The organism is Paenibacillus sp. FSL H7-0737, from assembly GCF_000758545.1.
Taxonomy (GTDB): Bacteria; Bacillota; Bacilli; order Paenibacillales; family Paenibacillaceae; genus Paenibacillus_AQ.
This window is the reverse complement of sequence record NZ_CP009279.1, coordinates 1,168,268-1,181,935: the sequence shown is the minus strand read 5'-3', so window position 1 is coordinate 1,181,935 and position 13,668 is coordinate 1,168,268. Positions and strand designations below refer to the sequence as shown.

Annotated in this window: 10 protein-coding genes; 3 read left to right on the top strand and 7 right to left on the bottom strand. The window is 40.4% G+C overall.

All coding sequences use genetic code 11. The features are described from left to right. Nucleotides 1–349 precede the first annotated feature (349 nt). Nucleotides 350–727 (top strand): hypothetical protein, encoded by a 378-nt coding sequence (locus H70737_RS05115; protein ID WP_197071266.1) that lies wholly within the window; start codon nt 350–352, stop codon nt 725–727. A 122-nt stretch (nt 728–849) separates the two neighbouring features. Here the strand turns inward: H70737_RS05115 and H70737_RS05110 are convergent, their stop codons facing one another. Further along, nucleotides 850–2,058, bottom strand: a complete 1,209-nt coding sequence (locus H70737_RS05110) for an MFS transporter (protein ID WP_042185304.1) — start codon at nt 2,056–2,058, stop codon at nt 850–852. Between the two features lie 139 nt (nt 2,059–2,197). Continuing rightward, nucleotides 2,198–4,423 carry an S-layer homology domain-containing protein gene (locus H70737_RS29670; protein ID WP_052404170.1) on the bottom strand — a complete coding sequence of 742 codons (2,226 nt, stop codon included), beginning with the start codon at nt 4,421–4,423 and terminating at the stop codon, nt 2,198–2,200. Between the two features lie 249 nt (nt 4,424–4,672). Between H70737_RS29670 and H70737_RS05100 the strand changes: the two genes are divergently transcribed. Continuing rightward, on the top strand, nt 4,673–5,650 hold the full coding sequence (locus H70737_RS05100; RefSeq protein WP_042185302.1) for a tRNA dihydrouridine synthase: 978 nt from the start codon (nt 4,673–4,675) through the stop codon (nt 5,648–5,650). A gap of 151 nt (nt 5,651–5,801) precedes the next feature. On the opposite strand, the gene H70737_RS05095 is transcribed toward H70737_RS05100, so the two are convergent. From H70737_RS05095 to H70737_RS05075, 5 genes are all read right to left on the bottom strand, one after another. Further along, nucleotides 5,802–6,665 carry a DMT family transporter gene (locus tag H70737_RS05095; RefSeq protein WP_042185300.1) on the bottom strand — a complete coding sequence of 288 codons (864 nt, stop codon included), beginning with the start codon at nt 6,663–6,665 and terminating at the stop codon, nt 5,802–5,804. A gap of 31 nt (nt 6,666–6,696) precedes the next feature. Further along, nucleotides 6,697–7,509, bottom strand: a complete 813-nt coding sequence (locus H70737_RS05090; protein ID WP_042185298.1) for an MBL fold metallo-hydrolase — start codon at nt 7,507–7,509, stop codon at nt 6,697–6,699. A gap of 80 nt (nt 7,510–7,589) precedes the next feature. Next, a complete protein-coding gene (locus H70737_RS05085) occupies nt 7,590–9,197 on the bottom strand; it encodes an extracellular solute-binding protein (RefSeq protein WP_042185296.1) in 1,608 nt (535 codons plus the stop codon). A 72-nt stretch (nt 9,198–9,269) separates the two neighbouring features. Then, on the bottom strand, nt 9,270–10,124 hold the full coding sequence (locus H70737_RS05080; protein WP_371915721.1) for a carbohydrate ABC transporter permease: 855 nt from the start codon (nt 10,122–10,124) through the stop codon (nt 9,270–9,272). Between the two features lie 56 nt (nt 10,125–10,180). Beyond that, nucleotides 10,181–11,104 carry an ABC transporter permease gene (locus tag H70737_RS05075; protein ID WP_081951042.1) on the bottom strand — a complete coding sequence of 308 codons (924 nt, stop codon included), beginning with the start codon at nt 11,102–11,104 and terminating at the stop codon, nt 10,181–10,183. 249 nt (nt 11,105–11,353) lie between these two features. Here H70737_RS05075 and H70737_RS05070 point away from each other — a divergent pair, with 249 nt between their 5' ends. Next, nucleotides 11,354–13,630 carry an AraC family transcriptional regulator gene (locus H70737_RS05070; protein ID WP_042185290.1) on the top strand — a complete coding sequence of 759 codons (2,277 nt, stop codon included), beginning with the start codon at nt 11,354–11,356 and terminating at the stop codon, nt 13,628–13,630. Nucleotides 13,631–13,668 lie beyond the last annotated feature (38 nt).

Here is a 13,668-nt window from a genome sequence, read left to right as displayed (position 1 = left end):
CAATAACTCACAGGAACAACTACTGTTCTGAATCACACTCCTCCTTCTAATAACTCCAGGATATTTCATTTGTTACATTACCAATATATATTGTTATATTAATAACATATGTTTGAATTATAACACAATTATAAATATAGTCAATTATAGTAAAGTTGAAGCCCTTATTCGTGTCATACACCAATACATAGGCAGGAGCATAGACTTTAGGTATCTGTTAATTAGAGGTATCTAAGGAGGTTAATAAGTGGGATATTTTTACTTCAGAAATCCGTACTATGTGTGCCCAGGTCGTAGTTTCCCCCCATTCCAACCAATGACTCCAGGTGGCTTGCAATCAGGCGGACCCATGCCCATATATCCTGGAAGCGGCACCCAACAACCAGGAATGCAGACGCATTCTAGTGGTGGCCCGGTATTTGCATATCTAACCATCACTGATATTCAACCTTTCCTCGGAAAATGGGGCATTTTCACCTTAAGTAGTGGTCAAAAGGTTGTAGCCTATGTCAATACAGTTAATGCTGATTCAATTAGTGTGCTATTTGCAGATGGCAAAAGTGCTGTCATTGACGTAAAAATGATATCCATGGCTGAAGGACCGTTTCCCACAATGCCAGCTACTCCTGGTAGTGGTTCCGGTAGTGGTTCTGGTAGTGGTTCTGGCAGCGGCCCTGGTAACTGCAGTTGGAAAGAAATCCCCGGCCTTGGTTGGATTTGCATATAATAACTCACGATCCGTCTATGGAATTTTTCCTTCCGACGGATTTTTTGTGTTGTTTTACTAGATTACTAGTTGATATACGAAAAGGCCGCCGGATGATTTCCGACGACCTCTATAACTTCTCTTCAGGTTAAGTTATGATGCTGAGCAATAACCCCTTCTTGAGTTTGCTGATCCAACTTATAACATATCAAAGCAATCACACATGCTGATATCGCCAGGATGGAAGCAGCTATAGGAAGGGAGATTAATCCTCCATGCTGGGCAACCACTCCACCAATTGCGGATCCTCCTGCGATTCCCAGGTTAGACGCTACTGGATTCAACGATGCAGCTAGGTCCTTCGATCTTGGTGAATACTGCTTGGCCAAATCTATCAAATAGAGCTGGGCTGGTGCGCTAACAATACTCGACATTACGGCTAGCATCATTAGTACGATCATTCCTAGAATCGAGATCGATGCGGTCAAACTAAAGATGATATAGACCACAGCTTGGATAAGAAATACGAATCTAAGCTTACTTACCGCATTTCCGGTTGCAACCTTGCCTCCAATCCAGTTGCTGACAATCGTGGCAATCCCGTATACAAACAGTACGCCACTAACCGAGCTCTTAGGAATATTCATCACTTGCTCCAGCAATGGTGTAATGTACGTGTACATCACAAACACCGCTCCCACTGCCGTAACTGGAATGAGAAACGCAAGAATAATGCGTCCATTCGTGAGCAGTTCGATCTGATCCTTAAGTGAGCTAGGTACAGGCTTCGGTAGTTTGCGTGGAATATAGGCATAATTTAGCGCGATGGCAATTCCGGCTAATACCCCATTTAGTACAAATGCTGCAGGCCAGTTGAAATACTGCCCTACAAAAGTGCCGATCGGTACACCAAATACATTCGCAACAGCGAAACCGCTCAAAATTGTAGCGATCGCTTTGCCTCTTTTCTCCGGGTCCACCGCTTCATTCGCTACCGTAATGGCTACAGAAAGAACAAAACCACATAGTACAGCAGTAACTATTCTAGTCACTAGCAGCATACTGTAGGTTCCAGTTATAGCACTCCACAAATTCAGCAGCAGAATCAATACAAGCGATACAAGAATCGTAATCCGTTTCGGGATACGGCTGAACAAAGACATCATAATGGGTGTGCCAATGGCATAAGCGATCGCGAAACCAGATACCAAGCCCCCGGCTGTCGCTAACGTTACTCCGAGGCTCGAGGATATTTCCGAGAGTAAACCAACGATAATATACTCCGTCGTACCCAGAATAAACGCCATAAAAGTAAACGAGAAAATCAATGCGTTCTGTCGTGATGTTGTCATCGTGCTCTCCATCCTATTTATCTCTATTTTCATAAGAACATACCTACTCATAATACTCATTTAGACTATATTGATCAATCCTATTTTTCATAAAAAGAAGCTTCCCTTAAGTTCAATGAACTCATGAGAAGCTTCTAGTTTAGGCCGGAGGCAAAATAATTAAGGTAATGACTTGTTCTTCGGAATAAGATCTGGCTGTTCCGGGTCCATCCGCATCTGCTTTGAACTTAATGAGGTAGGTCCCAGGGGCCGGCATCTTTTTATTTTCAAGTTGAAACGCGATATCCGAAACACCTCTGTTGCTTCCTGTGAAAGTCAGCGTATGCCCATCATTGCTAATTTGATCACTCGTAAGATTTAACCACCCACTAATGTTATAGTAGTCATTTGTGGTAAAGGTCATGCCTTCTATCGTTACCTGAACTTCAGCATTCGTAAAGGTTTCTCCGGAAAAAAAGTCAAAGCGAATGGTCCGTTGCGTAGAACCAGTTACCAGCTGTTTTGTTTTTGAAATACCTCCGTCAAAGCCATATATCGAGCTAGTAACCGTAGGTGTGATCAGAACACCATTAATAAGCTCAATCGTAACGGCATGTGCAGCGTCCTTCGCCGATTCATTATTGGCTGAATCCTTAGCGGTGATCACGAAATGATACGTTCCTGCGTTCAGATCACCAATATTGGCCGCACTCACAGATCCGTCTGCTTCACTGGTGCCTAATGCGATGGCTGTTCCTAATTCATCGGCATCTACTTCACCGTTCTCATTCGCATCCGTCCACAGGTAGGCTTGTACTGCTGCTCCTTGCTCGCCGATTGCTCCCGCTAACCCGCGAAGCTGATCTTGTGTCCCGTTATAGTTATCGATCGCCTCGAACTTGGCTGCGTCCACTACCGGTGCAGTCGTATCCGGAACTTCGTTCTTACTCAAGGTCACCGTAACGGTATGTGCACCATCCTTCGCCGATTCATTATTTGATGAATCCTTAGCGGTAATCACAAAACGATACGTTCCTGCGTTCAGATCACCAATATTGGCCGCACTCACAGATCCGTCTGATTCGCTGGTGCCTAATGCGATGGCTGTTCCTAATTCATCGGCATCTACTTCACCGTTCTCATTCGCATCCGTCCACAGGTAGGCTTGTACTGCTGCTCCTTGCTCGCCGATTGCTCCCGCTAACCCGCGAAGCTGATCATGTGTCCCGTTATAGTTATCGATCGCCTCGAACTTGGCTGCGTCCACTACCGGTGCAGTCGTATCCGGAACTTCGTTCTTGCTCAAGGTCACCGTAACGGCATGTGCACCATCCTTCGCCGATTCATTATTTGATGAATCCTTAGCGGTAATCACAAAACGATACGTTCCTGCGTTCAGATCACCAATATTGGCCGCACTCACAGATCCGTCTGATTCGCTGGTGCCTAATGCGATGGCTGTTCCTAATTCATCGGCATCTACTTCACCGTTCTCATTCGCATCCGTCCACTGGTAGGCTTGTACTGCTGCTCCTTGCTCGCCAATGGCTCCCGCTAAACCGCGAAGCTGATCTTGAGTCCCGTTGTAGTTATCGATCGCCTCGAACTTGGTGCTATCAACCATAGGTGCATTGATATCTGAATTGCTGCTATGCCCACTTTGTGAAGAGGAGGACCCTCCAACAACAGGAGTAGGTACTGTTACCACTTCTTTACCCGGCTGAGGAGTTGGTGTGGAGCTTGGCTGCTCAGTATTCCCGTTCTCCTTAAACTTCAAAAACTTGGAGGCTACTAGAGCTACAGCCTGACGATCTACTTTGGCATCAGGATTAAAAAAATTATTATATCCAGTAATCAATCCATATTCTACAGCGGCAGCTATAAAATCTTTGGAATAATCAGCAATTTGGCTACTATCAGCAAATTGCAAAGTTCCAGCTTTACCCGTAGGATTGACCCCCAATGCTCTCACGAACATGACGACCATATCCTGACGTGATAAATTTTGCCCCGTACCGAAAAGATTACTGCCTGTACCCTTGATCAATCCGGCTTTGACAGCTGCCTCTACATAGCTGTATGCGTAGTTGCTTGCGGGAACGTCCAGAAAGGTTGGCAGCGCAGGAGGGTTCGAAACATCCAGCTTCAATGTTTTTGCTAAAATAATTGCAAAATCCTGCCGTGTAATATTCGACGTAGGATAGAACTTACTCTCTTCAACACCGGTCACTATCCCCTGATCGAATAGCTCAACAATCGCTTTCTTTGCATATGAGCCATCAATATCAATAAAGGAAGCTGCAGCCGATCCTTTGGTCGGCATAAGGATAGGGCTTGATAATACAGCAGCAGCCAATATAGAGCTTATCCATTGCTTTTTGTTCACTTGCTTGTCCCCCTGTTCATTGGATGCGTTATGTCGTTTGTCTACAGGATTATAACAAGGATCAATAAACAGATTATAAACAAATAAGCCATGGCCTTATATGCTGGTGGATACTACCACCACAAACATAGCTGTCGCTCACATCATTGATTCTGTGCATCAAACGAAAAAAATGATAATATGTATCTTGGGTAAAAGGTCTTTGCTATAACTTATATGTTTTTATATATCGCAACAAGAGGAGATAATATGAGTAACGAACAAAACTTTTGGCTTGATTTACCGAAGCCGTTTTTTATATTAGCACCAATGGAAGATGTCACAGATGTTGTATTTCGTCACGTCATTAGTGAAGCTGCCAAACCCGACGTATTTTTCACAGAATTCACTAATACAGAAAGCTATTGTCATCCTGTAGGAAAAGACAGTGTACGTGGTCGATTAACGTTCACAGAAGATGAGCAACCAATTGTCGCTCATATTTGGGGTGATAAACCTGTATTTTTTGAACAGATGAGTATTGATATGAAAAAACTTGGTTTTCGCGGTATCGATTTAAACATGGGATGCCCCGCACAAAACGTCGCATCCAATGGTAAAGGTGCTGGATTAATACTACATCCTGAGGTTGCAGCAGAAATTATTCAAGCAACAAAAGCCGGTGGATTGCCGGTTAGTGTTAAAACAAGATTGGGTTACTCTGAGATTGATGAGTGGCGGGATTGGTTAACACATATATTGAAGCAAGATATTGCGAATCTTTCCATTCACCTTCGTACAAAAGAAGAAATGAGTAAAGTAGATGCACACTGGGAGTTAATCCCTGAAATAAAAAAATTACGCGATGAAATTGCTCCAAATACGTTATTAACTATTAATGGAGATATTCCTGACCGCGCAACAGGATTAAAGTTAGTTGAGCAATACGGCGTTGATGGTGTCATGATTGGCCGCGGCATCTTCACCAATCCATTTGCTTTTGAAAAAGAACCTAAAGAACATAGTCCAAAGGATTTTCTCAATTTGCTTCTATTACAGTTGGATCTTCACGATAAATATTCAAATGAACTCGAGCCACGTTCATTTAAACCACTTCTTCGCTTTTTCAAAATCTATGTTCGTGGATTTAGAGGCGCAAGCGAATTAAGAAACCAATTAATGGATACAAGATCAACAGATGAAGTACGTCGTTTAGTAAAAACTGTTTTAGAACAAGAATTAGAATGAGGCATATTCACCTGTGAATTGCCCCGTCAATTAGACAGTATAAAACTATCTAATGCTTAACAGAATGAAAGGCCTCTCGTATTCCTACGAGAGGCCTTTCATTTTTACCCTATACGGTCAGAACGTAGTCCTCAATTCTAGTAAAATCAACTTATCCCCATATGGCAATGGAGATGATCCCACAGGTAATCACAGCCGACATGATAATTCTTCGCACTCCTTGCTTCTCTTTTAGTACAAGTATGCCAAGAATCGTACCTACAACCGTTCCAATTTCTCGTATTGGCGCAATTGAAGCTAGTGGAGCAAGCTTCATTGCCATCAGAAACATAAAATAAGAAGCTGGCGAGCAAATACAACCAATCAAGATCATTTTCCAGTTTTGTTGCCATTCTCTTATAATTTGTGCACGACCGGCTCTTATGACCATGAAGAAAGCGACGATTACATAATTAATATTGGATAATTCAAGCGTTGATAGTGGAGATAATTGCTGGACAATTAGTTTGTCCATTAATGTATAGCCTGCAACACACATCCCTACTACAATTGCATAAAAAATGGATATAGAATGAGTCGTTTTCCCTTGATTTGCATGACGATTAACGATTCCACTAATAATAAAGAGCCCTACTATGATACAACAAAAGCCTATCCAGCCTACTAGAGTTAAGGAATCCCCGAATAACACAACACTTAACAAGGTCACTAGCATGACACCAGTCCCTCGCATGATTGGATAGGTCTGCGATAAATCACCATAGGAATACGATTTAGAGAGGAAAATGAAGTACGACCCTTGAAATAAAGCAGATATCGCCATATAGCCAAGTGTCTCCGCATGAAGCTCAACTTGAAGCAGCTCAATAATAAAATAAGGTAATAGAGCAAGTGTACCAACAATATGAATCGACCAGAGAAATACGTATTTATTCAGACTTCTCTTTGTAAATAGGTTCCATACCGCATGGGTAATACCTGAAAATAAAACTAAAAAGAATGCCATTGAAATCATAGAAATATCCTCATTTCACTTATGCGCTAACTCATATGTCCAGTTGCATCCCATCAAATGCTACTGTAATCCCATTCGGCTCAAAAATATGAACCAAATCTTCATGCAACAGATGAGCATTATGAGAGAAATGAGTGACTACGATTCGCCCTTCTGCTTTCATAACAAAATTCTCGATTAACCATTCCCGTGTTTTTAGAGTATCTTCAACATTCATGTGAACTTCACAATTTGGGGCATTCCCAGTCGTACATTCTAGAATAGCAAGATCCAGTTTTTTCCCTTTCAACCAGTCCCAAGTCTGTTTGGGAAACCAACCGCTGTCGTGACCATAGAAAATGGCTTTTTCATCCTTTTCTATGTAATACAATAAACAAGTTTCTTTAGAATCATGATTGGCAAGCAATGGCGTAATCGTAGCTGTTTGTGTTTGTACGGTTTCAAAGGGCTTCAAGTTGTGAAGTTGGAAGCGATGCCTTTCCGTGGCAAGCAATTGACTACAGTGCTTAATAGGCAAATCATGACCGTATAGATGAAGTTCTTCCTCTTCATTAAATTGAGCATAACCAAGCGCACGAATCAGTAAATCTTCAGGATACAAATGATCGGAATGTGAATGTGTAAACAATAAATCGCGAACCTTATCCATATCTACAGAATCACGAATGGAATGAAGTAAGGTGTCCGCCGGAAAATCAATCTTAAGTATTTCATCAATCAAGACCGAAGTGCGTGTACGAATATTTTTTCCACCACGTACTTTGGCATGCTTGCAAGTCTCGCAATGACAGAATAACGAGGGAATCCCTTCAAATGCAGCCGTTCCATGAAAAAGAACCTTCATAAATATACCACCCTTGTAGTAGAGAACAACAGGAGGTTAATCCTGTTGTTCTCTACGAGTAACACTCTAAACTGGCTCACTCACTTAATATTTGCATCATCCAAATACTGCAACCATTGCTTCGTGTATTCCGCTTGAATTTTATCGAGACCAGCTTTTTTCGCCTTTTCCATAAATAACTTCAAGCCGGCTTCAACATCCTTAACCATACCATCATTCAAAGGATATAAGTATTGCTTTTCAACTTGTAGAAGGGCCGCCTTCTCTGCTTGATAAGACGTCCAATCCTCTCCGAAACCTTGGAAAATATTCGGTTTTGCTATCTTATCCATTTCATCGAACATGTCTAACACAGCTTGATAGCTCTTATCAAACAACATGAACTCCGGATTTCTCCATGCCCATCCATTCATACCTTCTCTTGTGAATCCATTTGATTGGGCATCACCAAGCATTTTATAATATTTCCCATCTTCAATTTCAAAATGCTTGCCTTCAATACCGTATTGCGTCAGCCAATTGTAGCGTTTATCCGTTACCAATTTCTCATAGAAAGCAAGAGCTCTCTCTGGGTTTTTGCTGCTGCGTGGAACTGCAAAGCCATTATGAATCGGGTGAACGGGTGAAGAGAATCCTTTCATGTTCGGATACGGGGAATAGCCTAGCTCCCAATCCGGATGCAGTGATTTCACTTTGACAACAGCATCACCAAAGCGGTTAGGATTCTCACTTCCCAAAATTGCTGCGGCTTTACCGGCAGCAAATATATCACTACCACTATCTTTAATGTTCAGCATATTCTTCATAAAGTACCCTTTTTCTTGCCAACTCCTGAACATTTTTAAATCTTCCAAATGCTGCGGAGAGCCCCAATAGCTGGTTACGTCTCTTGGAGTGTCATACATGATGCTAAGTCCATATGGAACTTTATCGTTGGTATTCACAGTTTTAGTAGTCATTTGACGGATGGAATCTACATGACTAACCTCAGTATCCGCCAGAGGTAGCATATCCGGTTCATTTTTGCGTATGCCATCCAAATACTGCTCTAGCGTTTCGAGTGATTCCGGCTTTGGCAAATTATACTTTTTACGCAAATCTTCCCGATAGGCAATACCATCATTTACATACTCCTTCCAGATAGCTGGAACGGTGTAAATTTTCTTGTCAACCTTGACTGCTTCCCAGAAATCCTGTGGTACATATGCTTGTAGCTTAGGTGCAGCCTTCGGTAGGAGATCATCTAGCGGAAGGAAAGCCCCTTTCACCGCATATGACTGGTAATTTGTCCATTCTGCCGTAAAGATCAGGTCAATCGGCTGCCCTGAGGACAACAGAAGCTTATACTTCGACTCCCAGTCTGTCCAGGTTGTGAAGTTGAATTTGACGGTTGCATTCAAATCTTCTAATGCCATTTTGTTAACTTCATCCTGAATGAGCTTTAAATCCTTTGGGGCATCGCCCAGCATATAGAACTGAAGCTCTACTTTCTTGGATGTGTCGATTCCAGTCGCTTCTGATGCTTCTGGTGCTGGAGTACTGGTATTCGAATTCGAATTCGAATTCGTTGTTGATTCTGACGATGCCTCCTTAGTATTCGTGCTATTACTACTGCAGCCAGCAAACAAACTTGCAGTTAAGAATAAAGAAGTGCCGATCGTTAACAATTTCTTTTTTCCTTTTCTCATACTAACCCTCCCCTTAATTAAATGATCTATGTCAGCCGATCGCATACGAGTTCCCTTCGTTTGCTTTCGGTACTAACCCTTCACTGCACCAATCGTTAATCCCTTCACAAAATATCGCTGCACAAACGGATATAAGAAAATAATGGGTCCAGTAACGACGATCGCCATTGCCATCTTGGTCGACTCTGTCGGAATGTCACGCCCTAGGGTTACACCGGTTCCAGTGGCCATTTGAGAAACGAACATCATGGTATTGATCGTGTTATACAAGTAGTATTGAAGCTGATACATGCTAACGTCATTAATGAACAAAGAAGACATGAACCAGTCGTTCCAGTACGTCAGAGCAAGGAACAGACCGACAGTCGCTATGCCAGGCATAGCAAGCTTCAGCACGATACTGTAGTAGATCCTAAAGTCGTTCGCGCCATCGATTTTGGCCGATTCGAATAATTCTTCCGGAATCGCAGATTTGATAAAGTTTTTCATTAAAATAATGAGAAAAGGTGTCATAAGACCAGGTAATATCAGTACGGCATAGGTGTCTGCCAGCCCAAAGTATGTAGTCAGCATGATGTACCAGGGCACAAGCCCCCCTCCAAACAGCGTTGTGAAATAAATGAAGAAGGACAAATGATTGCGATACTTGAAATCTTTCCTCTGCAGAACGTAACCCGCCATCGTAATAAGAAACAATCCCACCAACGTTCCAATCACAGTTACAAAAATCGTTACACCATAAGCCTTGATTAGCTGAGTTGGAAAGATAAATACCATTTCATAACCTTCCAGCGAGAACACTTTAGGAATCAAGTGAAAACCGTCGCGAATAATGGATTCATTGGCTGTCAATGAGCCTGAAATGATCAGAAGGAAAGGAAAGAGACAGAGCAAAGAAAAAATCATAATAATCAGGTAAGCCATCATGCGGAAAACTCTAGAACTTAGAATGTTGTCATCCAATGTAATCCCTCCTCCCTACTTTAGAACAATGCGTAGTCATCATTAATTTTCTTGATGATATAATTCACTGTCATAATCATTACAAATCCGAAGATAGACTGATACAAACCAGCAGCAGTTGCCATACCAATATCAAAATTAACTTTCAAAGATCGATAAACGTAAGTATCTACAATATCCGTAACGTTGAAGAGCACTCCGTTGTTCCCGACAAGCTGATAGAACAGATCGAATTGACCTTTCATAATGCTTCCGAGTGCAAATAAGAGCAGAATGATAAATGTTGACTTCAGCATAGGTATGGTAATATACCAGATTCGCTGAAAAATATTTGCACCATCAATTTTGGCAGCTTCGTAATACTCATCGCTAATTCCCATGATGGATGCAAGATAAATGACCATGGAATAACCCAGGTTCTTCCATAAATAAAATGCTGTAATCAGAAATGGCCAGAGCCATGGTGTATTGTATATGTCTACTGGATCCAATCCGAACGATTTGAGTAACTGATTAACAAAACCAGAATCAGCATTAAACATGTTAAACGCTAAAACACTAATCAGAACAAACGAAACGAAGTAGGGTAGAAACATAATGGATTGTGATAACTTTTTAAATAGCTTCCCTCGGACTTCACTTAATAGGATTGCTGCCCCTATAGATACCGCGTTACCTAATATGATAAAAACCACGTTGTATCCAAGCGTATTGATTGTCAACTTCAACAGAATTCCAGATTGCGTTAAAAATTTAAAATTGTCTAATCCTACAAACGGACTTCCAAATAAACCACCTGCAAAATCATAACTTGTGAATGCATAATAGATGCCGACCATTGGAGCATAAGAATTTATTAAGAAAAAAAGCAGTGTCGGTGCTATCATCAAAAACATGATTTTATTCTTATTTAATTCATAAAAAAAACCTTTCTTCTTAAACATGACTGACCTCCTCCTGAATAGAATTGCTCGTGAATCTTACTTCCAAATCATAGAAGAAGCGGATTCGATAATATACTGTACAATGATACACATTGCTGTAATCTCGGTATTTGTGAAGTATGAAATTTCTGTACTTTTGTGAATATTCACTACATTTAACCTAATTTCGGCTGCTGGATTTATAAATTTGATTGAAAGCACCAGACTGATGATTTATACTCAGACCAGCGATGAAAGGGGTTTCAACAAATGATAAAACATTGGTCTAAAGAGCATAAAAAAGTTTACAGCCGAATACTCCTTGGCTCTATTGGATGTGTTGTTATTACCCTTTTGATAACTTCAACTATTCTTTATATGAACTTTACAAGCATCGCACTTAAACAAGTTTATCGTTCCGATTCAAATAGTCTAAATCAAATTAAAACGCAATTATCTACTATGACAGAGACTGTTACCTCACTGTCCTCCCAGATTTACTATGATTCTGCGGTATCTAAGTTGTTGTATTATGCGGACTTGAATATCTATGATGTCATTTTTGCACAGCAACAACTTGATAACTATCGCGCATCCTTACCATTCATTGAATCCATTTATGTATATAATGCGAAATCCAATCAGTTCTATATTAGTTCCAATAATTCACGAAGCGGAATTCAACCGAAGTCCGAACTGGATGATGATGGAATTCTAGACCTTTTTATGAAATTCAAAGAACATCGCCCCTTTCAACCGATTCCCAGAACCTATAACATCGGTTCGGTTCAGACCACTCCAGTATCAAGCTACACTTACTTATGTTATAGCGTCATTGATGATAATAAAGATTTAAATACAGCTGTTGTTGTCAATATCTCGGCATCATGGTTAGGCCTGCGAATGGATCAGTCGGAGAAAGAGATCTCGGAGAATAACACGTTTATCATTAATCAGGATGGAATATTATATTCCAGTAGTGATAAGCAAGAGATGCTAACTGATATATCTGATAAAACCTATATACAGAAAATTATTCAGGATACTTCAGAATCTACATATTTTGTAGACACTGTGGATGGAGTTAAATCTTTAATAACGTTTACTACACCCGATTCATTAGGCTGGAAATATGTTCGGATTACCCCTTATAGCAATATCACTCAAGAAATAAATGAAATGAGGTATCGAATATTATTTATCTGTATTGGCATTCTTCTCTTAGGATTGTTGATTTCGTTAACTTTATCCCATAGCGTATATCGCCCGATTGACAAAGTCATACGCAAGTTCAAAACCCTGGAAACAGAAAGACGTAACCATCAACATATTCTCAAGCAGGATTTCCTTAGAAATACGATTTTAGGTAGAGAAACGAATAATGCTGAGGTGTTACAACAGAAATTACATTACTTCAATTCAGAGCTTATGGTTAATAATAAATCACTGATTGTTTTGATAAGGATCGATCAATTCCCCACAGTCCTCGAGAAATACAAAGAAGATATAAAATTGCTCAAATATGCCATAATGAACATTTGTACAGAAATTTCTTCACCGATCTTTCAAGTCGAAGCCATTGATATGGGGGATGATAGTCTTTTACTTTTGCTAAACTTTCATGATCCGCTTTATATAACGGAATGGGATTCGTTGATTGAAATGGCAGAGCTTATGCAATTGTCAATCGCCAAACATTTAAAATTATCCATCACGATTACCTTTAGTCCTGTGAAGGAATCCATTGAGCAATGCATCTTAGTCTACAAGCAAGTACTTGAGGCTTCTTACCATCGATTATTCAAAGGATACGGTAGCATCCTCTTTTCGGTTGACATTATGAACTTAAAAACCAAAGAATATATGTTTCCAGTTCACAAAGAAAAACAGTTCATTGAATCCTTGATGTCAGGAAATGCGGAAAAGGCACGGAGCATCTATATTGATATCGTAGGAGAAATATCAGAATATTCTTTTACCGTTGTTCAACTTGTCGTATCGCATTTAGCACTTACTGTTAATAACGTCTTGCGAACATTAAAAAAGAACAATGCGATTTTAACATTACCCGAATTCGATACAACGTTCTTACTACCAAATCATGTTGAAACCATGGAAGAAATCAACACTCCATATTTCAAGATATTTGAAGAAATAAGTGAAAAACTCGAAGAGAAAAGAAGTACAAAACAAGAAGATCTCATTAGAAAAGTACATCAAATTATTGAGCGAGATTATAGCAATTCCAACCTGTGCATAAATTCAATTGCAGACGAGCTCTCGATGTCTCCAATCTATTTGAGCCGGTTATATAAACAATTAACTACAAAAGCACTACCCGATATAATTAGTGAAATGCGGTTGAATAAAGCCAAAGAGCTACTGAAGACCTCTGAATGTACCATTGTTGATATCGCAGAAAAAACTGGATTTACTAGTAGTTCGTATTTTTATCGTTTATTTAAGAATAGTACTGGTATAACCCCGAGCGATTATAGAAAAAAAAGAGACCCTCTACAATTTTGTGCAGCAAGCGAAAAAAAATGATACTATGTATGATGGGCAAAATGTTGTAAAAGAAGGAG